20 protein-coding genes and 6 pseudogenes are annotated in these 26,102 nt (G+C 62.3%); 10 read left to right on the top strand and 16 right to left on the bottom strand.

What is annotated here, in order from left to right; all coding sequences use genetic code 11:
* From RA167_RS03185 to RA167_RS03195, 3 genes are all read right to left on the bottom strand, one after another.
* Nucleotides 1-1,185, bottom strand: coding sequence for a chromate transporter (locus tag RA167_RS03185; RefSeq protein WP_076786262.1), 1,185 nt, complete (start codon nt 1,183-1,185; stop codon nt 1-3).
* A gap of 124 nt (nt 1,186-1,309) precedes the next feature.
* Nucleotides 1,310-3,658 carry a bifunctional diguanylate cyclase/phosphodiesterase gene (locus RA167_RS03190; protein WP_076786264.1) on the bottom strand — a complete coding sequence of 783 codons (2,349 nt, stop codon included), beginning with the start codon at nt 3,656-3,658 and terminating at the stop codon, nt 1,310-1,312.
* Between the two features lie 483 nt (nt 3,659-4,141).
* Entirely contained in the window at nt 4,142-4,600 is a 459-nt protein-coding gene (locus RA167_RS03195) for a RidA family protein (protein WP_076786266.1), read from the bottom strand.
* A 330-nt stretch (nt 4,601-4,930) separates the two neighbouring features.
* Between RA167_RS03195 and htpG the strand changes: the two genes are divergently transcribed.
* The 3 genes and pseudogenes from htpG (at nt 4,931) to RA167_RS03210 (ending at nt 7,891) form a co-directional block, all read left to right on the top strand.
* Entirely contained in the window at nt 4,931-6,829 is a 1,899-nt protein-coding gene (htpG, locus tag RA167_RS03200) for a molecular chaperone HtpG (protein WP_076786268.1), read from the top strand.
* Nucleotides 6,826-7,389 (top strand): annotated as a pseudogene (locus RA167_RS03205) (chorismate--pyruvate lyase family protein); the annotation flags it as partial. The gene htpG and the pseudogene RA167_RS03205, both read left to right, overlap by 4 nt.
* Before the next feature lie 25 nt (nt 7,390-7,414).
* Entirely contained in the window at nt 7,415-7,891 is a 477-nt protein-coding gene (locus RA167_RS03210) for a DNA-deoxyinosine glycosylase (protein ID WP_076786272.1), read from the top strand.
* An 85-nt stretch (nt 7,892-7,976) separates the two neighbouring features.
* Here the strand turns inward: RA167_RS03210 and RA167_RS03215 are convergent, their stop codons facing one another.
* Both RA167_RS03215 and RA167_RS03220 read right to left on the bottom strand, forming a co-directional pair.
* A complete protein-coding gene (locus tag RA167_RS03215) occupies nt 7,977-8,285 on the bottom strand; it encodes a type II toxin-antitoxin system RelE/ParE family toxin (RefSeq protein ID WP_076786274.1) in 309 nt (102 codons plus the stop codon).
* A complete protein-coding gene (locus RA167_RS03220) occupies nt 8,282-8,560 on the bottom strand; it encodes a YlcI/YnfO family protein (RefSeq protein ID WP_076786276.1) in 279 nt (92 codons plus the stop codon). The genes RA167_RS03215 and RA167_RS03220 overlap by 4 nt, the downstream gene beginning before the upstream one ends.
* Before the next feature lie 252 nt (nt 8,561-8,812).
* On the opposite strand from RA167_RS03220, the gene RA167_RS03225 reads away from it, so the two are divergent.
* A complete protein-coding gene (locus RA167_RS03225) occupies nt 8,813-9,757 on the top strand; it encodes a spermidine synthase (protein WP_076786278.1) in 945 nt (314 codons plus the stop codon).
* A gap of 32 nt (nt 9,758-9,789) precedes the next feature.
* Nucleotides 9,790-10,124 (top strand): annotated as a pseudogene (locus RA167_RS03230) (sodium:solute symporter); the annotation flags it as partial.
* A 113-nt stretch (nt 10,125-10,237) separates the two neighbouring features.
* On the opposite strand, the gene RA167_RS03235 reads toward RA167_RS03230, so the two are convergent.
* From RA167_RS03235 to RA167_RS15605, 4 genes and pseudogenes are all read right to left on the bottom strand, one after another.
* Nucleotides 10,238-10,879 carry a DNA-3-methyladenine glycosylase I gene (locus RA167_RS03235; RefSeq protein ID WP_076786280.1) on the bottom strand — a complete coding sequence of 214 codons (642 nt, stop codon included), beginning with the start codon at nt 10,877-10,879 and terminating at the stop codon, nt 10,238-10,240.
* Between the two features lie 99 nt (nt 10,880-10,978).
* A complete protein-coding gene (gene tal, locus RA167_RS03240) occupies nt 10,979-11,932 on the bottom strand; it encodes a transaldolase (protein ID WP_076786282.1) in 954 nt (317 codons plus the stop codon).
* A 165-nt stretch (nt 11,933-12,097) separates the two neighbouring features.
* Complete coding sequence (locus RA167_RS03245) at nt 12,098-13,315, bottom strand: benzoate/H(+) symporter BenE family transporter (protein ID WP_076786284.1); 1,218 nt, start codon at nt 13,313-13,315, stop codon at nt 12,098-12,100.
* 8 nt (nt 13,316-13,323) lie between these two features.
* A pseudogene (locus tag RA167_RS15605) lies at nt 13,324-13,509 on the bottom strand (hypothetical protein); the annotation flags it as partial.
* Nucleotides 13,510-13,806: 297 nt separating this feature from the next.
* Between RA167_RS15605 and RA167_RS03250 the strand changes: the two are divergent.
* Entirely contained in the window at nt 13,807-14,160 is a 354-nt protein-coding gene (locus RA167_RS03250) for a c-type cytochrome (RefSeq protein WP_076786288.1), read from the top strand.
* 40 nt (nt 14,161-14,200) lie between these two features.
* Entirely contained in the window at nt 14,201-14,578 is a 378-nt protein-coding gene (locus RA167_RS03255; RefSeq protein ID WP_139337070.1) for a c-type cytochrome, read from the top strand.
* A 62-nt stretch (nt 14,579-14,640) separates the two neighbouring features.
* Here the strand turns inward: RA167_RS03255 and RA167_RS03260 are convergent, their stop codons facing one another.
* The 3 genes from RA167_RS03260 to rsxB all read right to left on the bottom strand — a co-directional run bounded on the left by RA167_RS03260 (nt 14,641) and on the right by rsxB (nt 16,890).
* Nucleotides 14,641-15,072 carry a DUF1841 family protein gene (locus RA167_RS03260; RefSeq protein ID WP_076786290.1) on the bottom strand — a complete coding sequence of 144 codons (432 nt, stop codon included), beginning with the start codon at nt 15,070-15,072 and terminating at the stop codon, nt 14,641-14,643.
* Nucleotides 15,073-15,233: 161 nt separating this feature from the next.
* Nucleotides 15,234-15,878 (bottom strand): endonuclease III, encoded by a 645-nt coding sequence (gene nth / locus RA167_RS03265; protein WP_076786292.1) that lies wholly within the window; start codon nt 15,876-15,878, stop codon nt 15,234-15,236.
* 43 nt (nt 15,879-15,921) lie between these two features.
* On the bottom strand, nt 15,922-16,890 hold the full coding sequence (gene rsxB, locus RA167_RS03270; protein WP_076786294.1) for an electron transport complex subunit RsxB: 969 nt from the start codon (nt 16,888-16,890) through the stop codon (nt 15,922-15,924).
* A gap of 221 nt (nt 16,891-17,111) precedes the next feature.
* Here rsxB and RA167_RS03275 point away from each other — a divergent pair, with 221 nt between their 5' ends.
* Complete coding sequence (locus tag RA167_RS03275; protein WP_076786296.1) at nt 17,112-17,744, top strand: TetR family transcriptional regulator; 633 nt, start codon at nt 17,112-17,114, stop codon at nt 17,742-17,744.
* Between the two features lie 2,321 nt (nt 17,745-20,065).
* Nucleotides 20,066-20,449 carry a hypothetical protein gene (locus tag RA167_RS03280; protein WP_076786300.1) on the top strand — a complete coding sequence of 128 codons (384 nt, stop codon included), beginning with the start codon at nt 20,066-20,068 and terminating at the stop codon, nt 20,447-20,449.
* A gap of 232 nt (nt 20,450-20,681) precedes the next feature.
* Here the strand turns inward: RA167_RS03280 and RA167_RS03285 are convergent, their stop codons facing one another.
* Nucleotides 20,682-21,944: a polyhydroxyalkanoate depolymerase gene (locus RA167_RS03285; RefSeq protein ID WP_076786302.1), complete on the bottom strand. Its 1,263-nt coding sequence runs from the start codon at nt 21,942-21,944 to the stop codon at nt 20,682-20,684.
* A 207-nt stretch (nt 21,945-22,151) separates the two neighbouring features.
* Nucleotides 22,152-22,307: pseudogene (locus RA167_RS03290) on the bottom strand (trehalase-like domain-containing protein); the annotation flags it as partial.
* 118 nt (nt 22,308-22,425) lie between these two features.
* Between RA167_RS03290 and RA167_RS03295 the strand changes: the two are divergent.
* Nucleotides 22,426-22,632: pseudogene (locus RA167_RS03295) on the top strand (beta-propeller fold lactonase family protein); the annotation flags it as partial.
* Nucleotides 22,633-22,658: 26 nt separating this feature from the next.
* Here the strand turns inward: RA167_RS03295 and RA167_RS03300 are convergent.
* A pseudogene (locus RA167_RS03300) lies at nt 22,659-24,170 on the bottom strand (DNA translocase FtsK); the annotation flags it as partial.
* A gap of 89 nt (nt 24,171-24,259) precedes the next feature.
* A complete protein-coding gene (locus RA167_RS03305; RefSeq protein ID WP_076786304.1) occupies nt 24,260-25,996 on the bottom strand; it encodes a hypothetical protein in 1,737 nt (578 codons plus the stop codon).
* Nucleotides 25,997-26,102 lie beyond the last annotated feature (106 nt).

Consider the following 26,102-nt stretch of genomic DNA (forward strand, 5'->3'; position numbering starts at 1 on the left):
CTACGCGGTTTGCCAGAGGACCAGCCCGTAGGTGAGCGCCACGGTCCCGTACACCGCATAGACCGGCACCTTGGCGCGCCAGAAGCACGTCAGCGCGAACGTGGCGGTGACCGCGTAGATTGGCTCCATGGGTACTTGCCAGGCGATCTTGGCGACGGCCGATATGAGAAAAGCCGTTGTCGCCACGCGCAACACTCGCATTGCGGACTTGAAACGCGGGTGCGATTCGAGCACCTTTAAGTTGCGCTGCGCGATCACCACCAGCGTTGCCGATGGCACGAATACCGAAAAGGTGGCGAACAGCGCGCCGGGGATGTGTCCGACCAGATACCCGAAGAACGGCACCACGTTCAACAACGGACCGGGCGAGACTGGCGACAGCGCGAAAACGAAAGTGAATTCGCTGTCGGAAATGTCCAGGATCGGCGGCACGAACAACGTCTTCAATACCGGCAGCGCCGAGAATCCGCCGCCGAATAGTGTCAGGCCCGCACCGGCCAGCCGGGGCCACAGCAACAGCATGGCGTTGCTCGATGGCAGCGGCAATGGCAATGCGTACAGTCCGAGTAGTACGGCGAGCAAGGCCAGCAGCAGTGAGTCGGTGCGGCACAGCACGAATGCTGATTTCGTCTGCTGCTCAGACGCCGGACTCGTGAACCAACCCAATGTGAACGCGGTGCCAAGCAGCGCGACATAGATGGCCGGGCTATTTAGGAGCAGCAGCGTGACGCTGGCCACGATGGCCGTGGCCCAGTCGATCGGGCGTTGTATCAAGGTGCGCACCTGCTTGATCCAGGTCGTGCCGATTAACGATGCCAGTACGACGCTGAAGTGCGTGACCAGCGATTGCGATGCGAGCGACGCCACGGTCGGCGTGCGATAGAACATCGCCAGCACGGTCATCACGATCGCGAAGGGCACCACGCTGCCAAGACCGGCCATCCACGCGCCCCGCCAGCCCCGCAGTGCGGCGCCGATCTGGATCGCGACATTGCAGCCGACCGGCCCGGGAATCAGCCAGGCCAGCGCGACCAGGTTCAGGTAGTCGAGCCGGTTGAACAGTTGCTTGCGCTCAACATAGTGACGCTCCAGTTGTGCGATCAGCGACAGCCCACCCCATGAAACGGATGATAGCCCAGCGATGACCAGCAGCAGCGACCACAATGGCTCTTGGCGGGATGGCACATCCTGCGTTGTCTGCGGCTGAAGCGGTCCACCATCGACGCCGGTGGCAGACGAGGGCGCCGGCGCGGCTGGTGAGGAGGCAACGGATGGAAGGTGAGATCGATTATGCGGCACGGCACGAGATTCAAGCGGACACACGTGGTTGCACGGCGTGCGTTGCTGCGACGCCTCCTGGTTCAGAATATGGACAAACCCCGAAGTGCTCGAGCAGCGCAAGCACCCCGTCGGGCGGCACCGGGCGCGAGAACAGGAAGCCTTGTGCCTCGATGTTGCCCAGTCCCGACAGCCATGCAATCTGCTCTTCGGTTTCCGTGCCTTCAACGACCACGGTCAACCCTAGCGAGCGGGCCAGATTGACGATTGCCGACACCATAACGCAGACATTGCGGTCCGCGGGAATGGCCTGGACGAACGAGCGGTCGATCTTCAGTGTGTCGACGGCAAAACGATTCAAGTAGGACAGCGACGAATAACCGGTGCCGAAGTCATCCAGTGCAATGCGCACGCCAAGCCGCTTGAGCGCGGCGACCTTCTCCGACACGATTTCGGGATACTCCATCATCGCCGTTTCCGTGATCTCGAGTTCGATGCGCCGTGCAGACAATTTATAGCGGTCCAGCGCCTGCTCCACGGCCCCGAACACATCGCCGCGCCAGAACTGCACGGCCGAGATGTTGATGGCCAGCGACAGTGTGTCGTAGCCGAGCGAGGTCCATTGCGCAAGCTGTTGGCATGCGCTGTCGATCACATAGTCGCCAATCGGCACGACCAAACCGGTGGACTCGGCAATCGTGATGAACTCGCTTGCGGTAATCTCGCCATGCTGCGGGTGGTTCCAGCGGAGCAGTGCCTCGAAGCCGGTGATGCAGCGGCGCGCCAAGTCGATCTTGGGCTGGTAGGCGAGAAACAACTGCCCTTCGGCAAGTGCGACGCGCAGTTGCTGCTCCCATTTCATCAAATGGTCGGCGCGGTGCGCGAGCTGCGGCGAATAGAACTGATAGCATCCGCGGCCGGCATCCTTGGCGCTGTACATCGCCAGGTCGGCCTTTTTCAGCAAATCGATCTCGCTTTCGCTAGTACTGGAGAGCAGCGCGATGCCGATGCTTGCGTGCAGCACGAATGAGCTGCCGCGCACGTCGAATGGCCTCAGGAAACTGCCGGCAATCGCCTCGGCCAATTGGACCACCTTCGGTTCAACGTGATCCTCCTTGACGATCACAACGAACTCGTCGCCGCCGATGCGCGAGAGGATACCGTTGCCATCGACCGTCTGTGCGAGCCGTGCCGATGTCATTTGCAGCACAATGTCTCCGGCGTTGTGGCCGAGCGTATCGTTGACCGTCTTGAAATTGTCCAGGTCGATGAACAGCAATGCGAGCCGGCCGACGTTTGCCGGCTGCGAGACTTCGGTGCGCAAAATCTGCAGCGTCTGGTAGCGGTTCGGCAAGCCGGTCAGCAAGTCATACTCGACGAGGTGCGTCATCTCGCGTTCACGGCCGAGCAGCTTGCGGATCAAGCCTGTGGCCACGCCGAAGAAGCCGAGGATCGCGATCGAAATGCACCCGGCCATCAACAGGTAGATATTGCGAGTGTGTTCATAATCGGCAAATTCTTCCTTTTGCGATAGGCCCACCATGACGCCGAGCGGGTAGCCGTCGATGTGGCGATACGACACGATGCGCATCACGCCATCGATCGGGTCGCGGTACGTGCCGGACACATGTTCAGACAGCGGATAGCTGCCGGTCGCAGAAAACGCGCCGGGTGCGTTCAGTGTGTTGCCAGTGCGGCGCGCCAGCACCGCGCCGGTGTCGGCGATTACCGATATCACGCCGTCGCGGCCAATTGCCGCGCTGTTATAGAAGTCATTGGTGAAATAGCTCGGGTCTTCCGACACCACGACCACACCCGCGAACGAGCCGTCGGGATAGTTGAGTCGGCGCGTGAGTTGCAACGTCCATTGGTGCGATACTCGGCCTAGTACCGGCTTGCTAATATACAGCTGGTCGAACGTCTCGTGCTTATGGACCTGAAAATGCTCGCGGTCGGACAAATTCAGCGGCTTAGGCCGCGAATCCTCTGTATTCGCGATTAGATAGCCATGCTCGTCAACCAGCGACACCTGAATCAGTGTGTCGCTCTGGATCACGCCCTTCTCGATCGTGCTGGCTAATTTAAAGCGCTGCGGCGACTTCTCGAATTCGTATTTGACGAAGCGGGTGATCTGGTCGACCTGGTGAATGGCCTTGACCGTATGTTGTTCGAAAGCCGCGGACAGCAGCGCGGCCGAAGCTGTGGCTTCGCGCTGGGCATTGTCCCGCTCCACTTGCAGCCGCGTATAGATTACTGCCCACAGCAGGATCAGCACCAATAACCCGAGAGCTGGGATGACCCACAGAGATCGCTGCCTGGACACCGCCGCGTCACGGCGCAAACGCGCTTCGCGTGCCGAGGGAGTCAGCGGAAGAGTCATGGAGCCAGGCCGTGATAGGGGGTGAATATCCCCGTGCGGCGGCGTGTCCAATGCGATGACGGGGCGTGATGCAGAACCGCCAAAGGCCGTGCCGCGCGGGCGCTCAAACAATGGTAATTAAAACAGCGCCACGCGTAAAACGCCCCCACCTTGTTAGGGTACCGTGTAACGCCTGGATGCTGCCTGTGACGCCAGCAGATTATGCGGGAAGAATGGCGGCGCGCCTACGCTGTCTACTCGGGATATATAAGAAATCTGTCCGAAGTCGGCTGAATCGTGCCTGGAACGTTCCATCTATGGCCGTTACCGTATTGCTGTCGATCCACGGTTCGCGCTTCGTGTCGTTGACGCGCCTCGCCATTGCACCCCAGAACCTCGCGTTGCCTCGTCTCATGATCGATCTACTCGAATCGTTGCGTTGTCGTGGGCAGTTCCAAGCACCGGCAAGGAAACGGCGCGCCGCGGGGCGGGGCACAGATGCCGTTATTCGACTTCGGCGATCAGTTCGATTTCCACGCAAGCACCCAGCGGAATCTGCGCGACGCCGAACGCCGAGCGGGCATGCTTGCCGCGTTCCCCGAACACCGTCACAAACAGCTCCGACGCCCCGTTCGTCACCAAGTGCTGCTCGGTGAAGTCCGGCGTCGAATTGACCAGGCTCATCATCTTGACAATGCGCTTGACGTGGTTCAGATCGCCCACGTGCGCGTGCAGCGTCGCAATCAGATCGATGGCAATGCTGCGCGCCGCCTGTTGTCCTTCTTCCGTGCCAATTGTGTCACCGAGCTTGCCGGTCCAGACTTGTCCGTTCCTTTTGGCGATATGGCCGGACAGGAACACGGTCTTGCCTGCCTGCGCACTCATCACGTAAGCGGCCGCCGGTGCGCCGGCAGTCGGTAGCTCGATGCCGAGCGTCTTCAGTTGATCGTACACATTCGACATGGGGACTCCAAAGGGTGAGGAAAATACAAGGGTGAGACCGGCCGGGCCGGATCAGAAAACTGCATACCGGCGCGCCGCAGCACCCGCCATCATCGACAATGTAACGCAGGACAGCGTTGCCCGGGCGCACGTCGGCGGGGGCCGTGATGCTGGACGGCATACGCCAGGCGGCGCTTTAACGTCGCGAACTGCGGCGACCCGGGGCTGTCTGCGTTTCTGTCGCGGTCTCTGGGCAAGTCTTGAATTTGGCGCGGGCCGTCCCCATTTGCGCGGACACGGACAAACCTGGCCTCGTGCCGTTGACGTCAACTCGCTGAAAGGACCTAGACTATGGCGCAAGAAACCATGAGCTTCCAGGCGGAAGTCAAGCAGCTTCTGCAACTGATGATTCACTCGCTGTACAGCAACAAGGAAATTTTCCTGCGTGAGCTGATTTCGAATGCGTCCGACGCGGCGGACAAATTGCGTTTCGAGGCGATCGCCGATGCCGGGTTGTATGAAGACGACCCAAACCTGCGTATCCGGATCGCGTACGACAAGGCTGCACGCACGATCACGGTTGACGACAACGGGATTGGCATGAGCCGTGACGACGCGGTCTCGCACCTGGGCACGATCGCGCGTTCAGGGACCAAGGAGTTCTTTGCCAAACTGTCCGGCGATCAGCAAAAGGACGCGGCACTGATCGGCCAGTTCGGCGTCGGCTTCTATTCCGGCTTCATCGTCGCGGACCGGATCACTGTGGAATCGCGCCGCGCTGGCTTGCCCGCCGACCAGGGGGTGCGCTGGGAAAGCACTGGCGATGGCGAATTCAGCGTCGAGACGATCCAACGTGCGCAGCGCGGCACATCGATCACGCTGCATCTGCGCGAGGGCGAAGACGAGCTGCTGTCCTCCTACCGACTCAAGTCGATCATCCAGAAGTACTCGGATCATATTGGCCTGCCGATTCTAATGAAGAAGGAGGAGTGGGACGCTGAAAAGAACGAGATGGTCGTCAAAGACGAGGACGAGACCATCAACCAGGCTAGCGCACTGTGGACGCGTGCCAAGAGCGAGATCAGCGACGAGCAGTACAAGCACTTCTACGAGCATTTGTCGCACGATCACGAGGCGCCGCTTGCCTGGACCCACAACCGCGTCGAGGGACGCAGCGAATATATCCAGTTGCTGTACGTGCCTGGTCGTGCCCCGTTCGATATGTGGAATCGCGACCATCGCGGCGGGCTGAAGCTGTATGTGAAGCGCGTGTTCATCATGGATGAGGCCGAGCAGTTGTTGCCCAATTACCTGCGCTTCATCAAGGGCGTGGTCGATTCAAACGACCTGCCGTTGAATGTGTCGCGTGAGATTCTGCAGGAGAGCCGCGACGTGAAGGCGATCCGCGACGGCGTCACCAAGCGAGTGCTGTCGATGCTCGAGGAACTGGCTGGCGCCGACGACGACGCCGGCAAGCAGAAGTACGCGACGTTCTGGCGCGAATTCGGCCAGGTGCTCAAGGAGGGCCTGGGCGAGGACTTCGCGAACCGGGAGCGCATCGCCAAGCTGCTGCGCTTCGCGTCGACGCAAACCGACAGCGCCGAGCAGAATGTGTCGCTGGCTGACTACGTCGCGCGGATGAAGCCGGAGCAGACGAAGATTTACTATGTGACCGCCGACAGTTGGCAGGCTGCGCGCAACAGTCCGCATCTTGAAGTATTCCGCAAGAAGGGTGTCGAGGTGCTGCTGCTGACCGATCGCGTCGACGAATGGATGCTGTCGTTCCTGCATGAGTTTGACGGCAAGCCGTTGGCCAGCGTCGCCCGTGGCGATCTGGATCTGGGTGCGTTGAACGACGAGGAGAAAAAGGCTCAGGAAAAGGTCGGTGAGGACCTGAAGCCGCTGGTCGAGCGAATGAAGGACGTGCTCAAGGAAAAGGCCAAGGACGTGCGTCTCACGTTCCGCCTGACCGACTCGCCAAGCTGCCTGGTGGCCGACGAGGGAGAGATGAGTGGCTACTTGCAGCGAATGTTGAAGGCGGCTGGCCAGAAAGCGCCCGATTTCCATCCGATCCTCGAAGTAAACCCGGAACATGCGCTGATCAAGCGGCTGTCGCCGGACGCAGCGGACTTTGCCGACTGGTGCCATTTGCTGTTCGATCAGGCGCTGCTCGCCGAGGGGGGCGCGCTCGATGATCCAGCGAGCTTTGTCAAGCGCACCAACACGTTGTTGCTGTCGGGCACGCATTGAACGACACGCTTGAGCGGCGCTCGGGCGGCCAGTTTTGTGCGCACGGCGACGGTTGGCGGGTGCAACCGCGTGCTGTCTTTAGCGCCGCACAGAAGGACTGGGTAACACGCGCGGGCTCGCTCACGTGCCATTTGGGCACGCTCGGTCGGGTGACCGTGCGGGTCACCTGTGAGAAGGTTGGCGTCGCGTGGCGCGACGAGGCGCGCGTGTTGCGCCTCGCACGCCGCGCGCCGGTGTGGATTCGCGAGGCAGTGCTCGCAGTGGATGGCGTGGCCGTGGTGGCTGCGCACAGTGTCACGCCGCTGCGCGCGAGCTGGGGCGTATGGCAAGCCGTACGACGGCTGCGTACGCGAGCGTTGGCCGAGCTGCTGTATGCGGACATGACGGTGACACGCTCGCCGATCGTCAGCCGGCGCGTCGATGGCGCCCATCCGCTGTACCGGCTCGCTGTCGCACAGTTAGGCCCGGATCGGCCGCATGCATGCGTCGCGCGGCGCTCGGTGTTTACCCGCCATCGGCTACCGCTGATGGTGACCGAATGCTTCTTGCCGGCCATGTGGACCATGACAACCCTTTAAACTGCTGATGTTGCAAGGTTTTCCGCCGGTAATCCGGCCCGATACGACGATTCTGGTGCTGGGCAGCTTTCCCGGTGAGGCATCGCTCGGGGCAGGGCAGTACTATGCGCATCCTCGCAATCAGTTCTGGCGGTTATTGGGCGCGGTGCTTAACGAGCCTGAGTTGCAGGAGCTTGCGTATGACGCGCGGCTCGAACGCGTGTTGAAGCACGGAATCGGGATATGGGACGTGCTCGCCGCGTGTCATCGCGAGGGCAGTCTCGATTCGGCGATTCGCCATGCGAAGCCGAACGACTTCGTGTCGTTGAAATCGCATGCACCGTTGCTGAAGAAGGTGTGCTTCAACGGCAAGACGGCGGGGCGGTTTGCCGATGTGATCGGTGCCGCGGGCTATGAGACGCTCGTACTGCCTTCGTCGAGTCCGGCCCATGCGATGCTGTCGTTCGAACAAAAGCTTTCGTGTTGGCGGGAGATTCTTTTCTGACGCCATCCGATCGCTGGTGACGCAATGTTGCGTGGCATGGGGCCAACCCACAGCCTGCATGACCGAACGTCGAATCCGTTTTGGTTCAGTGGTAATCGCTTTCCCGCTGATGATGCACCGCAAGGATCGCCACCGTCCGATTGTCGTCGATCTCGAATAACGCAGCATATCCCGAGACGCCGAACGGAATGATCAATTCGCGCAGAAACGGCATCGATGGATGGGCTTTGCGGTATGTGAACGGCGACGATTCCAATGTAGCAATCCCGGCGGCGATGGCCGCAAGTGCACGAGTAGCGATCTCGACGTCGGCGTTGTCGCGATCGACAATGAAGCCATAAAGACAGTCCAGATCATCTGACGCTGCACGCGTGAACCGGACCGCGTACGTCATCGAGGCCTGCGCCTTGTATCGCGAAGGGCGTCGAGCCGCCGCTCTAGTTTCTCCAGTACTTCGGACGCAGGCAGATAGTCGCCGGTGCGTCGGGCCGCTTCGCGCGACGCGATGCCGCGGGCAATGAATTCGCTTTGATTGCGACGGCGTTCGATGCCCTCGTGGATCGAGTGCTCGACGAAACTCAACAGCGTTTCTCCTTCGCCAAGGACGCTTTCGGCAGCGTCACGCAGTTCCGGTTCGACCCGAATGGAGGGGAAGGTGGCGGATTTCATGATATCTGTCGAAGCATCACAGTTGCGATGCATTATCCGCTGATGGCTATGTTGATACAAGCCAGCCGTTCGGTAGAGTCGATGGAGAGCATCCAACGCTCCGAAATGGGCGACTTCCAGCGCCAGCGTCGCGCGACCCGTGGATAGCTGCAGGTCACCCCAACTCGATTACGGGTTGCTTAACCCGATGCGCGGCCCCGGATGCTATGCTTGGGACAAACAAAAACTGTGCAACACGCAAGACTTCGTTACATGACATCCTTGATCAAGCGCGCGTCGGCGCAAGCGCGCGCATTCCAGCGCGGTGAGCGGGCTGCGCAACCGTCGCGCGGCGCCACCCGCCGCACGGGACGCGACAAACACAAGAGCGCCGCGCAGCACGAGGCCGCACCCACCCTCGAAGCGCCGCGCAAAGCCCGTTTTGCGCCGGTGACATTTTCCGAAGAAGGGGGCGTGCGCTACCTGCATTTCGGCACTGAATGGATACAGGGCGCGATGCGCCTGAAAAAGCCGTTCGATATTGAACTCGAATACGCGCAGCAAATGATGGCGTGGCTGCTCTTTCTCGCGCCGCCCCAGCGTATTGTGCAATTGGGCTTGGGGGCGGCAGCCTTGACCAAGTTCTGTCATCGGCATTTTCTGCGCTCGCATGTGGAGGCGGTGGAATTGAACCCGGCAGTGATCATAGCCGCGCGCAGCATGTTTGAGTTGCCGCGCGACGACCGGCGCTTGAGTGTGCTCCAGATCGATGCATGGGATTTTGTTCATGACCCCGCGAACCACGGTACGGTCGGCGCGATGCAGATTGACCTGTATGACGCGACCGCACGCGGTCCGGTGCTCGATTCCGTCGCGTTTTATCGCGCGTGCCGTGCTTGCCTCGGCGGCGCCGCAGTGGTGACGGTCAACTTGTTCGGCGACCATCCGAGCTTTGTGCGCAACATGCGCCATTTGCGCGCGGCGTTCGATGCGCGGGTCATCGCGTTGCCCGAGGTGCATGAGGGCAACCGCGTCGTGCTGGCTTTCTCCGGACCCGCGTTGTCGATCGACTGGAACGTACTGACCGACCGCGCGAAGGTCATCGAGAAGGCGTGTGGGTTGAACGCCCGTCAGTGGGTCGCCGCCCTACGCGAGGCGTCCGGCGCGCCACGCCGCGACGCGCGCGACATCGCCGTCGGCGGGCATTTCATAATCTGAGTTCCTCCCCACCATCCCATCGTTTTCCCGACTTGCTTGGTGGTATCTGGATTATCCAGATGTTGCCCGCGATCGTACTGGCTTGTACACCCGTGTATGCGACCATCGCGGCTTGTTGCTCGGCTGGGCCGCGGGCATCCTGACCGGCACGTGGATGGCCGCATCGCTGAAGCTTGCGGGCTCGATTTATCTGTTGCATATCGGCGGATACACGATGCCGGGCTATGCGGCGGCGGTGTGGGCATTGCTCGTGAACATTGGGGTGGCGATCGTGGTCAGCATGATCGTGCGCGTGCTCGGCATGTCGCGCTCCGAAGACAGGACACGGCCCGAAGACTACTTGGACGTCGTCGAGAGCGAGACGTGATGCGCCCGTGGTCCGGAGCGTGCGGCAGCGCGAGTGCCGCCTTGAACCTACGGGCGCGCACCGGCATGCTGGGTAAATTGACGCTCTCAGACCTGGCGGTGCAGGACGACTGATCAGCGCGGCACCTGAAAGGCGGCACGTGCCCGATCGACGTCGGCCCGCACGCTGCAATCGTGCTGATGATCGTTGACTAGGCCCATCGCCTGCATCATCGCGTACATTGTCGTCGGCCCGACGAATTTCCAACCGCGCCGCTTTAAGTCTTTCGACAACGCAATCGACTCGGGGGACGTCGTCATCGTGCCGAGCACCTCCCGGGTCAGCTTGCGTGGCCGGCTCCGCGGGTCCGGCTCGAAGCGCCACAGGTAGGCGGCCAGCGAGCGCTCGCTATCGAGCAGCGCCAGCGCGCGGCGTGCGTTATGGATGGCAGCCTCGATCTTGCCCCGGTGCCGGATGATGCCGGTGTCGCCGAGCAACCGCTGCACGTCGCAGTCGGTAAACCGGGCCACCTTCTCGATGTCAAAGTTGGCGAATGCAGCGCGAAAGGCTTCCCGCTTGCGCAGGATCGTCAGCCAGCTGAGTCCGGCCTGGAACCCCTCAAGGCACAGTTTCTCGAACAGCCGGCGGTCGTCATCGACCGGAAACCCCCACTCCTTATCATGATAAGCGCAATACTCGGCGCCGGTGCCGCACCAATGGCAGCGCCGCGAGAGGTCCACTGTCGGTGCCGGCACGACCGATGGCCCGGCTGGCATCGCCGAAGCAGAAACAGAAGGGTGTGTCATCGACGGTTTGGATTATCCTTGATGCGGTGTGTTGACCATGTATTGTAGTCGAGCGCGTGTCGGAGCCACTTAGCGCAATGGCGTAATCAACTGTTCAAGCTTGACCGCATCCGCCGCGAACAGGCGAATGCCTTCAGCCAACTTCTCGGTGGCCATGGCGTCGTCATTTAGCAGGTAGCGGAACGTCGGCTCATCGTGCGCGACGGGCTCGATCGGCACACTGGCCGCCTGCTGCGGGCAGAGCTTGCGCTGCACGGGCTCGTTGCTCTCATGCAGCTTCTGTAGCAAGTCTGGGCTGATCGTCAGCAGGTCGCAGCCGGCAAGCTCGACGACCTGGCTCGTTGTGCGAAAGCTTGCCCCCATCACTTCGGTCGAGTAGCCAAATTTTTTGTAGTATGCGTAGATACGCTTGACCGATTGCACGCCGGGATCGTTGGCGCCGCCATCGCGGGCCTCATCCCAATTCGCGCCGGCATTTTTCTTGTACCAGTCGTAGATGCGGCCGACGAATGGCGAAATCAGCTTGGCCCGGGCTTGCGCGCAGGCGACCGCTTGGGCGAGCGAGAACAGCAACGTCATGTTGCAATGGATCCCTTCCTGCTGCAACACCTCGGCGGCGCGCACGCCTTCCCACGTCGATGCGAGCTTGATCAGCACGCGCTCGCGGTCGATGCCCGCGGCCTCGTAGAGTGCGACCAGCTGATGTGCCTTCTCGATGCTTCTTTGGACGTCGAACGACAGCCGCGCGTCCACTTCTGTCGATACCCGCCCCGGGACGATCTTCAGGATCTCGACGCCAAACGCGACCAACAATCGGTCAATGATGTCGTCGACGGGCAGGCTCGCATGATCGCGTACTGTTTTCTCGAGCAGCGGGCGGTAGTTGTCCTTCTGCACCGCCTTCAGGATTAGCGACGGGTTGGTCGTCGCATCCTGTGGTTTGTAACGCGCGAGTTGCTGGAAATCGCCGGTGTCGGCGACGACGGTCGTGTACTGCTTCAACTGGTCTAGTGCAGTCGTCATGGCTAGGTTCCTTGTAGATCGTATCGCGAAATGCCGCGCTGATTTCTGTTATTGTCTCGCAGCCGTGCGGCGTCCGATAGTTGTCCGACCAGTCGGTGCTCCCCCAGTTCGTCGGGGTGCCGGCAGCCGGACGTCGGACGCCGCGCCGCCGGCTTGCCGGCGCATTTAGCGGCGCCAGTTCAGGATGGTGTTCGCGACGAGGCCGGCCACTAGGCCCCAGAAGGCCGAGCCAATCGACAGCAGCGTGAACCCGGAGGCGGTCACCATGAAGGTAACGAGTGCCGCTTCGCGTTGTCGGGCATCCTGCATCGCGTGGGTCAGGCCGGTCATGATCGAGCTGAACAGCGCCAGCGCGGCGACCGACACAACCAGTGCCTTGGGCAGGCTGGCGAACAGCGCCGCAATCGTCGCGCCGAAGATGCCGGCCAGCAAGTAGAACACGCCGCACCATACGGCGGCAGTGTAGCGCTTTGCCGGATCCTCGTGTGCGTCACGACTGGTGCAGATCGCTGCGGTGATGGCCGCGAGGTTGATCCCGTGCGAGCCAAATGGCGCCAGCAGCAGCGATGCGGTCCCGGTCGTGGCGATCAGTGGCGCCGATGGCGTGCTATAGCCGTGCGCGCGCAACACCGCCACGCCTGGCATGTTCTGCGAAGCCATCGCGACAATGAACAGCGGCACGCCGATGCTGATCAACGCGGCGAGGGAGAATGACGGGCGGGTGAACACGGGATGCGCGAGCGCGATGCTGAAATGACTAAAATCGATCAAGCCGAGCGCGCCGGCCAGCACCGTGCCGACCACCAGCGTAAGGGCGATCGCATAGCGGGGGCAAACGCGCTTGGTCACGAGGTAGGCGACGAGCATCGTGAGCACCAGCGCGCGTTGTTGGCCCGCCTGAACAAAGATCGCGCTGCCGATCTCGAACAAAATGCCGGCCAGTAGGGCGGCGGCGATACCCGATGGGATCCTCGCCATCAATGAATCGAAGCAGCCAGTGACGCCAACCAGGGTTAGCAGCGCCGCACACACGACGAAAGCGCCGATTGCCTCGGCGTAGGGCACCCCGGGCAGGCTGGTGATGAGCAGCGCAGCGCCGGGCGTGGACCAGGCGACGACGATCGGCGCGCGAAAGCGTAGCGACAGCCCGATGGCCGTGACCGCCATGCCGATCGACAGCGCCCAGATCCACGATGAGATCTGGGCGTCGCTCAGGTGCGCGGCGCGGCCGGCCTGGAATATCAATGCGATCGAGCTGGTGTAGCCCGTCATCGCGGCCACAAAACCGGCGACCAGTGCCGACAGCGAGGTGTCACCGATCGGACGCAGCGGCGCGCGTAGTGTGGGCGGTGCGGCTGGGTCGGGTGGTGAGGACGCAGTCATGGATGAGAAGGGTTACTTGGCGTGATCGCGGCGTTGACCGCCAGTTTGAGGTCATCGGTCGCGGCATACTGTGAAGAACCTTCGAAACGCTCGGGCGGCATGATCGGCACGGGGACACGAAAACGCCAGTATAGGACAGGCGCCGCATCGCCGCCGGCTGTGTGGCCGACTCGCTGCCCCTGGGGCGTGTGCATGCCATCGGCGCGCCGACCGATGCCGGCGCGGGCAGCCGAAGTGCCCAAATGCTGCATTTCACTGCGGCCAATTGACGCAGGGTGAGGGCGGCCTGCTGCCTGCAGCACGGTTGACTACGCGGTGCGCGGCGCGCAGTCGCGCGCCGGCTCTCAAGTGGACGCTCCTAGCGTCGGGGGTTACAATACGCCGTTTTTTTGGCCGGCTGCTCAACGCCAGCGGATTCGCGCAGAGCAGGGCGGTGCAGGCCTGCGCGGTTTCAGCGCCCCGATATTCCCCTACAGCCAGGTTAGATGCTTATGAACAGATTCGTCGTGATGGCTGCCATTGCGGTGCTCGCCGGGTCAGCCGGCACCGCGGCGGCGGACGTGGTCGGCAACGCGCGCGCCGCGCAAGGGAAGGTCGCCATGTGCATTGGCTGCCACGGCATTCCCGGCTATCGCGCCGCGTTCCCACAGGTCTACAAAGTGCCGATGCTCGGCGGTCAGAACGCGAAGTATCTGGAAAACGCATTGCAGGAATACAAGAAGGGTTCACGCAAGTTCGCGCCGATGCAAGCGATCGCCCAGTCGCTGACGGACCAGGACATTGCCGACCTGGCTGCGTACTACGCGGCTCAGACGCCGGCAAGCCGGCCCAATCCGGAGCGGTGACCGGAACGTGGCGAACGGTAGACGAGCAACAGGAGAACTCATGAAAAAGCGCATCATTGAAGCGTCGGGCGTCGCCAAGGCAATGATCGCCGCGTGTGCGGCCGTGGTATCGATCGGGGCCACGCAAGCTGCGGACATCGGTAACGGGCGCGCAATCGTCGAGCGCACCAACTGCGCCGCGTGCCACGGAGCGGGGCTGGACAAGCCGGTGACTCCGGATTATCCGAAGCTCGCGGGGCAGCATGCCGACTACACCTATTGGGCATTGCGTCAATACCAGATGGGCGGTGGCAATCCGTCCTTTGGTCGCGACCATGCGATCATGGCTGCGCAGGTGCAGAGCCTGTCCGAAAGCGATTTGAAAGACATTGCGGCGTATATCGAGTCGCTGAAGGGCGATCTTGTGCTGAAGAAGTAACCGGTCTCACGCCGCCGGCGCACACGCGCGGCGGTGTCGCTGCGTCGGCCGGCCCTGTGCCATCAATCCCGGGACGCGCGCTGTTCAATCAGCGCCAGATACGCGTCGGTATCCGGCGGGACATTGTTGCGTTGTGCTTCCCAGATTACTTGGCCAAGACATTCCATGATCGCGTGGTGTGCGTCGTGGTCCGAGCCCAGGCGTGCAGCCAGGCGCTCGTGTGCGGCGCGGATACCGCGCGGTTGGTCGATCGACAACTGCTCGCTGATTGCCAGGTGCATCGACAAGTGCAGGAACGGGTTCGTCTGGCCGCGCTCGGGCGAGTAGTCCTGCTCGCTTGCGTCGGCGCAGTCCAGGACAGCTTGGTACTCTGGGTGCTGGACGATCCAGTCCGCCGCTATGCTCTGCAGCGGGGTCAAGATTTCACCGGCGCGTTGCTTGCGCCACGTCTCGGTAAAAAAACGACGGACTTCGTCACGACTCGGATTGAACATCAGGCACTGAAACCGCTTGGCACGCGCAGCCGCGCAATCCCTCATTGTACGCCGAGCGTTGTCGTGGCGCCGCACCGCCACACCGAGGTGCCCATCGCTGCATAGTCACGACGCAAGCTTCGTATCAGTGCATCCGCAGTGCTTTTGCGGCAATCATTATGTCATTGGGTGGGAGCGGGCGTCTTGCTCTTGAATTCGCACAGCGGCTCGATCGCACAATGCCAGCACTCAGGCAGCCGCGCACGGCATACGTAGCGGCCGTGCAGGATCAGCCAGTGGTGTGCGTCATGCCGGAATTCGGCCGGCGTGAGCTTCTCCAGCGCCACCTCCACCGCCCGCACGTCCTTGCCGGGTGCCAGCCCGGTGCGGTTCGCGACGCGGAAGATATGCGTGTCGACGGCGATCGTCGGGTGCCCGAATGCGGTGTTTAGCACGACGTTCGCCGTCTTGCGGCCCACCCCGGGTAGGGCCTCGAGCGCTTCGCGATCAGCCGGCACTTCGCCGTGGTGCTTGTCGAGCAGGATCCTGCAGGTCGCGATGACGTTTTTGGCCTTGGTCCGGTACAGTCCAATCGTCTTGATGTACTGCGCCACACCGTCTTCGCCGAGCGCCAGGATGGCTTTCGGCGTGTTGGCGACTGGGAACATCTGGCGCATCGCCTTGTTGACCGAGATGTCGGTCGCCTGTGCCGACAGCATCACGGCAATCAGCAGTTCGAACGGTGTCGTGTACTCTAGCTCCGTCGTCGGATGGGGATTCAGGCTTTGCAGCGTTTCGTAAATTGCGCGGCGCTTTTGGGCGTTCATGAAGATTCGTCGCTTTAGGGAACAGTTGGACGCAGACGGCGCATCATGCATCGAGGTCGGAGCCGTCTCTGCGCGCATCAGGCGGCGGGGGCGGCTCCGATGCAGCGCAGCCGTGTTCGTCCGTGTCCCATCCCAAGCGCCTCCGACGTGCTTCAGCCGCGTCGATTTGCGCTTGCACGGCTGGACTGACGTCCGATGTGTTGCGCGGCCCCAGACCCTGGGCGGCCAGTTCCTCTTTTTTCTTACGGGCACGCTCGAGCGCCGCCTGGATGATTGCTTGCTTTCGTGCGGCGGCAGGGTCCTGCGACGACGCCATTGGCCCGGCCCCTGGCATGCCGGTCACGGCGGCAGCGGCGGGCGTCGCGCCGGGCGGGTGACCGGGCTCGGCACTTGTGCGCTCTCGCACCGTGCCGGGCGACGCCCATCCCGATGCTGACGGCATCGGTGTGGCATCCGGATTCATCGTCGCGCGACGAGCGGCGGCACGCTGCTGCGCCACGTCACGCTCTTTCGCGAGCCGTGCATTGCGCTGCGCGTGCCGGCGTCGGGCCGCATCGGCCTGCTGCGGTGACCATGCGTCCCATCCGGTGGCAGTGCCGGTCACGGGGACCATCTCGATACAATCGACGGGGCACGGTGCGACGCACAGATCGCAGCCGGTGCACCAATCTGCCAGCACCGTATGCAGCTGCTTTGGGGCGCCGACAATGGCATCGACCGGGCATGCTTGCATGCATAACGTGCAGCCGATGCACACGGTCTCATCGATTACCGCACGCGCCCGTGCACGCTCGACGCCGTTGGTCGGATTGAGCGCGATGATCGGCTTGTCGAGCAATGACGCCAGCCGGGCGATGCCTTGCTGTCCTCCGGGCGGACACTGGTTGTAGCTCGCCGTGCCGTCGGCAACGGCTTGCGCATAGGGGCGGCAGCCGCTATAGCCGCATTTGGTGCATTGGGTTTGGGGAAGCAGATCGTCGATCCGATCCGCGAGCGACGGAGAAGCAGTCACAGTGTCGGAACCTGGACGCGTCGAGAAGCGTGACGCATATTTTATCAATACGCAATTATCGCCTATTCCGATAGCGGCGTTGGACCCGCGTGCCATAATCCAACTGCTTTCCGTGTCAGTCTTAGGGCGATAACTGAGCGCGGCGCACCATTTCCTGCCGCCGTGGGCCTATCCGGTGGTGACGCGATCGGTCAACGCGGCTACTGCATCATGATTTGAACATGAACCAGCCGAGAATCAAAAGGGACCCCGAAGGCACGAGGCGCCGCATTCTCGCCGCCGCTGCCGAAGCATTCGCGAACGGCGGATTGTCCGGCGCGCGCGTGGACCAGATCGCCTGTCGTGCCGGGACCAACGAACGGATGCTGTACTACTACTTCGGCAGCAAGGAGCAGTTGTTCACTGCGGTGCTGGAGCAGGCGCTGACGGGATTTGCCGAAGCGGAACGCACGCTGGACCTGAACGGACTGGCGCCCGTGGAGGCCATGACGCGGCTTGCCCACTTCATATGGGCGTTCTATCATCAGCATCCTGACCTGCTGCGCTTGCTGAACAACGAAAACCTGCATGAGGCGCGGTATCTGCAACAGTCGACGCGGATTCGTGAAACCGTTTCACCGATGCTCGCGACGCTTTCCGGCATCCTGGAACGTGGGCACCGCGCTGGGCTGTTCCGGGCTGGCATCGATCCGCTGCGCCTCTATGTGACGATCTCCGGGTTAGGCTATTACATTGTGTCCAATCGGCATACGCTGAAGGCGACGCTCGGTCGGGATTTCGGACAAGGCGACGAGCACGCCGAGATGGTTCGACTCAATACGGATATGTTGCTGGCTTACTTACTGTATCGGTGATCTTACTGCATCGGTGACCGTCGTGCCGCGCTGCGCGACACAGCAGGCAGTGCGCAGCGCGACCCTGTCGTGACGAAGGTCAGCGTCAAGCTTAAGCCCGTCACGGTTGTGAGGTTCTACCCGGTGCGTCGAGACAGGGGTTCGTCGATTCGCTTGCCGGCGTCGCCGTTCGGATGCGGCCTGATGTTGTGCCGTGCCGCGTTTAAGCTGACGGGGCGTGGTGTCCTATTTACCGCCGCGTCAGGAGTCAGACTTGTACAACCACCGCGTCGCGATACCTCCCGGCTCAGCAGCGCTGTTGCCGCAATGGCTCAATGAGCGTTCCTTGGCGAGCACGCCGTGTCCTTCGAGGCCCTCCGCGTCTAACGGGCCGCTGGCGGCTTTGAAAATGTTGGCCCGACCTAAGAACATGCGCGGTCAACCGCCTGCAAGAAGGCCTGCGGCGTTCGGTCTGCACGGCTCTCTTGTCGAAGGCAATCCAACGTTTCCTGCTGCGTCCCGCGTATATGGTCCGCAGCCGACGCTTCGCCAATCCGCGCTGGGCGCCGGGGAGCCCCCCAGCACTCGCTGGATGCCTTCATTCCCACAAATGCTGCGTCAGGCGAGCACATCCTTCTCCACCGTGCCGTGGGCCCGTTGCAAGGCAATCGCGGCGGCTGTAGCACGAATGTTCCGCGGCTTGTTCATTCCCAAAGCCGCTTCGGCTTGGGAAGGGCAAGCGACGTCACCCATAAACGCGCCAGCACAAGGTGGCGTTGCACCGTTTCCAAAAGACGGACGTGCCGACGGGCCTAATGACCCATTCCAGCCGTTCGGTGTTCCTAGGTGGAAAAGTGACACCGCCTATTTAGACGAAGACGAGCCGTTTCCTTCGCTGCAGCAACCGGATCCCGCGAAGATGCTATTGTGCAGTCCATTTCGGCCGCCGAAGCCGCGCTCGGAGGAGGTGGATTCACTACAAGCTCGTATCCCCTTTGATGCATCGAAGGAGCAGTGGAAGATAAGTATATTACGTCCCCAGCAGGGGGGAGCCGTCTTCGCGAGAACGCCACCGGCTCCGCCATCTTCGACGCTGAAATACATACCACCTGTTAAAAAGCCATCGGGACAGCGCTCAAAGTCCGCGAGTCCGTTACAAGCTAGTCTCCTTGATGATGTATCGAAGCAGCAGTGGAAGAGCCGTATATTACCTCTCCAGGAGAGGAGCGTACCGGCGCATAAACCGCTGACCGAAACCCGTAGGAACGTCTATCAGCCGCAGTTGGCGCCAAGTATATTCTCGGCAGACCAAGAGACAGATTAATTTGAAGCCCAAACCAACTGGGAATGCGTACCCTGCCGGCATGCTACGCGAGTGTCGATGACGGCCGCCGATGGAGTGCCATTGCGAAATCACGCCGAGGCACTGGAGGCGCAAGCCGTGCATGGCGCCAGGCAGCGGCGCACAATTCGAATAGGACGCGATCATTGGAGCATGTATGATTGACAGGCTAAAACTGAATGTATCTGGATGGGCTTTGCCACAGTTGCAAGTTATACGTTCGGCTTCTGATGACAAGCCGGGCGTCACCCCAGGAAGTGCCGGGGTTTCGGCACTGTTAAGCGGGTTGAAAAAGTATGGCTCGCGTCTGCGTGCTGCCGCGCTACCGTCTGAACGAGCGCAGTGGAATATATCCTCCCCAAGTACGGGCGGCGCGATGCAAGGCGCCCGCCCACCTCATGTTTGGGGGCACGGCAATGCAATAGGCTTTTCTACAGTGCCGCGATTCGGGTCGCCACTTGAGAGTGGGACGCCATCACAGTTGACCCCGATGGGGGGCAATAGCCCATTGGTTATGTCGATGCCTTCTCAACCTTTAAACCACGTGGTCGTCGTCCTGCCGCCGCAGCAGTCATCGATTATGTCTGCCATTTCACGGTTGTTAGGCGACGTACCAATGACGGCGGTACCAAGTAGTGCGATCATGCTGTCGTACGGTCCATACGGCTCTGGCAGTGGCAGCGCGCCGGCGCCTTCCTGGCCCGGCCACGGTAGCGTTCCGATGGCTGTGGGCTGGCATGAACCTAGCGGCGCCGAGTACGCGATGTCGGCGTTCGCCAATCACGGTGTGCCGCAGCAGAGGTTTCAAGAGCCGGGCGTTCATCCCAGTATGCCAATGCCGCAACCTCCTTCCCCAAGATACGCTACGCCTCCAACCCTTGAGGATGCGCCGCCACAGCCGAATAATGAGGTTGTTCCGCCACGGCGGCCACCCAGACGAGTCGTTCCGCTGTCGTCGCAGCGGCGAAATACCGTTAGCCCCCAAAATCTTAATGCCTATTTGAGCGAGAAACAGAAAGAGGTTTTTGAACAGTTGGACGCGAAGAAAAAGCCGTCCAAAAAGGAATTACAAGATGCCAACGATGAGGCGTTCGCCGAAGGCATCAGGCTAAGCTTGATCCAACACGCAGCTTCGGACGGCTCGCGCGCAGATGCGACGCAGGCTTTGGATGAGTCTCGAAGTGCGGCCACGGATAGCGCGCCCTTGCGGACTCCCGCAGGCATAAAGCGCCAGCCAATGGAATCGGAGAACGATAGAGCAACCAAGCGACTCAGATCATCGTACATTCCCCTCGATCAAGCGCCCCGGGCGTTTTACAAGCCCTTGCTCGCTCTGGATAACATAGAGAACAACGCATCGGAGGAATCCGAATCCCCCCATTAAAAGTAACGGCTCAGTTTTGCGTTGCGTGAACGCCAGTGCCGCTGATATGTCCGGCAAACCCAGATGCGGTGCGCCCGGTGTGAGGCCCACGTTAAGCTGCACTGCAACAAGCACAGCATTCAGATCCGTGACAGGATTGCACGAACTGTTTTAGAGGTCAGTCAAGCTAATCCTTGGCGACGTGCCCACTGTGATCGCGGTTGCCCGTGTTGGAGAGCCAACCGCACCGGCGCTACGTCTGCACCGCAGCCTCATGATCATGCTCATGAATGAACTCGCGGATCTGCGCATAGATGATCGTGCGCCAGCGCCGTCCCGAGAAGATCCCGTAGTGACCGCATTGCTTCGCGGTGAAATGCCGGCGTGACGCTGACACAATGCCGGTGCACAGTGTGTGGGCGGCACGCGTCTGTCCACAGCCGGAGATGTCATCCAGCTCGCCCTCGATCGTAAAGAGCGCGGTATCGGTGATGTCTTGTGGGCGCACCGGCTCGCCGTTGACGATCCAAGTGCCTTGCGCGAGCCGGAATTCTTGAAACACGGTACGGATCGTTTCCAAGTAATATTCCGCCGCCATGTCCAGCACGGCGTTGTATTCGTCGTAGAAGCGGCGATGCGCTTCGGCATCGTCTTCGTCGCCGCGCACTAGGTTTTCAAAGAATTCCCAATGCGATTGCAGATGCCGCTCCGGGTTCATCGCAACGAACCCGGCGTGCTGCAGAAAACCCGGATAAACTTTGCGGCCCACGCCCGGATAGTTCGACGGCACCGTATAGATTACGTTGTTCTCAAACCACTCGTACGAATGCTGCGTTGCCAGCGAGTTCACCGACGTTGGGCTCTTACGGGCATCGATCGGCCCACCCATCATCGTCATCGTACGTGGTGTGTCCTCGCCGCGGCTGGCCATCAGCGAGATCGCCGCGAGCACCGGTACCGTCGGCTGGCATACCGAGATCACGTGCAGGTTCTTTGCGCCGATGTGTCGGATAAAGTCCTGGATGTACTCGACGTAGTCGTCCAGATGGAACGCGCCGGCCTCGAGCGGCACCATCCGTGCATCGATCCAGTCGGTGATGTAGACTTTGTGGTCCTGCAGCAGCGTGCGCACCGTGTCGCGCAACAGCGTCGAGTGATGTCCGGACAGCGGTGCACAGACCAGCACGACGGGTTCATGCTTCAGTTGCGATACGGCGTCGCTGTCGTCGGAATACCGCTTGAAGCGCAGCAGCCGGCAAAACGGTTTTTCCAGGATCGTCTGTTCGACGACCGGAATGCTGCGGCCGTCCTTCTCGATTTGCTTAATGTTAAATTCGGGGCGTTCATAGTCCTTGCCGAGCCGGTATAGCAACTCGTAGGCGGCGGCCCAGCGCGATGCGCCAGGGACGTAGGCGAGCGGACTGGCCGGATTCGCGAACGATTTCGACGCGGATTGCGCCCAGGCAGTCAGCGGGCTCAGCAGCGCGCGCTGGAATTCGTGAAATTGATAGAGCATGCTTGCTCCGTGTTACGGCATGTGGGTTGATTCCCGCCGCTATCGGTACGGCGCCGGTCAAAGCCGGGCGCTCCTCGCTGCCCGCGCGAGATAAGCGGGCGGCCGGGCGCAGGATGACGCGTCCAATCCTGATATCCGATCATATCGGACAATCGCGGGCTGGTGCAATGCAGCAAATCCCGCTGGCGAGCGTGTCGCTTACTGCGGCCAGCGGCCATGCTCGGGCGTGCCGAGCAATGCCGCAAAGCAGGCGCCGGAATCAAACCGCGGCCAGCATAGCCAGTCGATTGAACCGTCGCGGCCGACCAGCGCCATGGTGTGACTATCGCCGATCAACGCATAGTCTTCGATTGCAAGGGGCATGGGTGGAGTCGGAGCAGCAGCTGCGCATGGTTCCCGATCATAAGGCAATTGAGCGCAGCCCGCGTGTTGCCGGCCTTTTGGCAAACAGCTGAGCGGGCCGGCACGGGAACGTTTGCCGTTGACTCGCGGGCACACCGTGCCGTTGAGCGCGCCGGGCTTTCGCGGCAAGGTGGGCGGCGGCGCGATTCATCTGTCGCCGGACGGCCGCGTCCTGTATGCGACCAACCGTGGTGATGCTAACGAGATCGTGATCTATTCGGTCGATGCCGACAACGGCCGCCTGAGCCTCGTGGGCCGCCAGTCGAGCCTGGGCAGCACATCGCGTAGGGCGCGCGGTGCGGGTGCGGTGCCTCAGTCTGTGGGCGCCGGCGCGAGCACTTCGCGGCTGCCATTGACTCCCATCGACGACACCAGTGAGGCCGCTTCCATTTGCTCGACCAAACGGGCAGCGCGGTTGTAGCCGATGCGCAACTGCCGTTGCACCGATGAGATCGACGCGCGGCGGCTGCGCAACACGAATGCCACGGCCTCGTCATACAGTGGATCGGCCTCTGCATCGGGCGCCTCGCCGAATAAGTCCGTGGCCGCACTGTCCCCGGGCACGCCAGCTAGGATGCCTTCCTCGTATTCCGGTTCACCGAACTGTTTCAGATGTTCGACGACGCGATGTACTTCGTCGTCTGCGACGAAGGCACCATGGACCCGTTGCGGGTAGCCGGTGCCGGGGGGCAGGAACAGCATGTCCCCTTGGCCGAGCAGCGATTCCGCGCCCATCTGATCGAGGATGGTGCGCGAGTCCACCTTGGATGAAACTTGGAAAGCCACTCGCGTCGGAATGTTCGCCTTGATCAGACCCGTAATCACGTCGACTGACGGCCGTTGTGTGGCCAGAATCAAGTGGATCCCCGCAGCCCGGGCCTTTTGTGCGAGCCGCGCGATCAACTCCTCGATCTTCTTGCCGGACACCATCATCAGGTCCGCTAGCTCGTCGATGACCACCACGATCATGGGCAGGGGCGCAAGCGGTTCCGGTGCGTCCGGCGTCAGCGAGAACGGATTGCCGACCTTGCGTCCGGCGTGCTCCGCATCGACGATTTTCTGGTTGAAGCCGGCGAGGTTGCGCACACCGAGCGCGGACATCAGCCGGTAGCGCTTTTCCATTTCCGCGACGCACCACGTCAGTGCGTTCGCGGCGAGCTTCATGTCGGTCACGACCGGCGCAAGCAGGTGCGGGATGCCCTCGTAGACCGACAGTTCCAGCATCTTCGGGTCAATCATGATCAGCCGGACGTCCTGTGGCGTTGCCTTGTACAGCAAGGACACGATCATCGCGTTGATCGCCACCGACTTGCCCGAGCCGGTGGTGCCGGCCACGAGCATGTGCGGCGCGCGCGCCAAGTCGGTCACGACCGGTTCACCCGTGATGTCCTTGCCCAGCGCGAGCGTGAGTTGCGATGCCGAACCCGTGTATTCCCGCGACGCGAGAATGTCCGCCAACCGGATCACTTGCCGCCGAGCGTTGGGCAGTTCGAGTCCCATGCAGGTCTTGCCCGGGATTGTCTCGACCACGCGGATTGACGTCAATCCGAGGCCGCGTGACAAGTCTTTCATCAAGCCTACGATCTGGCTGCCGCGTACCCCCAGTGCCGGCTCGACCTCGAAGCGCGTGATGACCGGGCCGGCCGAAGCGCCGATGACGGACACCGGTACCTTGAACTCCTTGAGCCGTTGCTCAATTAATTGGCCGGTCGCGGCGAGCGTCGCCTCGGATACCGGTTCGATAATGTCGGAGCCGCTTGCGAGCAGCGTCAGGGCCGGCAATTCGATAGGCGAGGCGGCGCTCGCCTGGAATGGGAACGTGTTGCGCTTCGAGGCGGGGCTTGCCGCCGGTACGGTTTCGTCGGATGCAGGATGCACCGTGGCGGAAACCGGCGCGCCGTCGGGATCGGGCATCAGCCCGGGCGTGGACATCGGCCCAGGGATGGGCATCGGCACGGGCGTGGATATCGGTTCGAGCATGGACATTGGCTCGGGTGTAGATGTTGGTGCTGACACTGGCAAGGGTGCCGGTGCGGAGACGGCAGTGGCAGCTGTTGCTGCCGCGACCCGGGCAGTCGGCGGGACGACAGGTGGGGGGCGGCGGGGGACAGGTCTGGCGGTGCATCCACGCGCAGCTCAGGCGAGCGAAGGGTGTCCAAAGGCGTCTCGGCACGCGCTGGCGGGAGAGGGGCCAATGGTGGCGAGTCGGATTCCGACGACAATCGGGGCGGCGGCGTGAGAGCCCATTCCGGTGTGGCTGCGTCAGGCGGTGTTGCAGCGGGTCTTGGCTGGTCCGGATCCAATCGCGGCGCTGCACACGCCGACGAAGACGTAACAGGGGACGTTGGAGCAAGCGTCGCCAGGGCCGGATCGTGAAGTATTGCCACAGATTCTGACGAGGGTTGAGCCAGCGGTGACGCAGCGGGCGCGGGCGCTTCTGGCAGCGCGGTGGCCGCGTTGCCGTGGCGACCCGCTCGTCGGTCAAGGCTTGCTCCGGCGAGCGCGGTCCATTGCGCTGCTTGTTGCTCGATCGCGCGCAGTGCCGCCACGATGCTTGGCGGCGCTGGCGGTGCAGGCGGTGCAGCGAACACGCCGTCCAGTTGTGCTGGTCCACTCGCGGGGCTGGCGCGCTGTGCCGCAGCGCGCTCTAGGTAGTTGTCGCTCGGCCGATACGGGCGCGGCGGCGTGCGCGACGGCACTAGCCGGGGAGCGGGCGCGGCAGGGGCGTCGCCACGCGGCATCATGCGGCGCGCTTCGTCACCGTCGGGCACGGCTGTGCGCGGGATAGCGCGCGAATGGACCGCGTACGGGGGCGCGGCCGGCCGCACCAGGGAGGCCGGCCTTGTCACGCGCAGGGTTCCCGCCGTCTTCAGCGGTTCGTTTCTGCCGCGCGAAAGAACCTTCGCGGTGTTGGGCGCCGGGGCGGTGCACGGCGCCGGGGTGGCCCCTGGCGACACCGCAGGCGGCGACGTGGCGGCGGACAGCGCGGTCGCCGGCCCGCGGCCGTGATCATGAAGGCTCGCCGATGGACCCGCCGACTCGAACCGGGCGTCCGGCGATGGGGCCGTAAAACCGCGTGTCATGCCCAGGTGCTTCGGCACGCGGCGCGCGTCGGGCCAGCGGGGGGCAGACGCGCGTTTGCCTCGCGTATCGTTCGGGCCAAAACCGCCGTTACCGAGCGCGCAAAAATAACTTTTGCGCGGACTCTGCGTTGCGCCGCCGCCGGTGGGGCGACGTGTCGGGCGTTCGTGTTGTTCGTCGCGCGACGGACGGCGTGTGCCGATACCGATGCCTAGGCCGAAAGTACGGTCCAGGTACGCGAGGCATGACGGCCATTGGGCGCCAAATAGCCACGGCAGTGCGGCGATCCACAACAGTGTGAACACGACGATCGACGCGGGTGTGCCCAGCAGCGCGGCCAGGCCCGCGGCGCTTGCACGGCCGATCGCGTCGTACGCGGCATGCGTGGCGAGCTGCGCCTCCAGTGCGCTGCTGGCGACCAAGACGACGACGGTGCCAAGCCACAGGCGGATCGTCCCGGGCCCCTGCAGGCCGGCGCTGCCCGGCCACAGCGCACGCGCGAGCCGCCACGCGAAGACGATGAGCCAGGCTGTGGAAAATCCGAATCCGCCGAGAACCACGCTGAGCATGCTTGAATAGAATCAGTCAGAGAAAGCAGGTGCCGCACTGCCGGACGACGATCGCGGACCAAGGAGCAAGTTTAACTGCTCGATGTGAATGCCGTGGCGACCACCG

The organism is Mycetohabitans endofungorum, from assembly GCF_037477895.1.
In the GTDB taxonomy this organism is placed as follows: Bacteria; Pseudomonadota; Gammaproteobacteria; order Burkholderiales; family Burkholderiaceae; genus Mycetohabitans.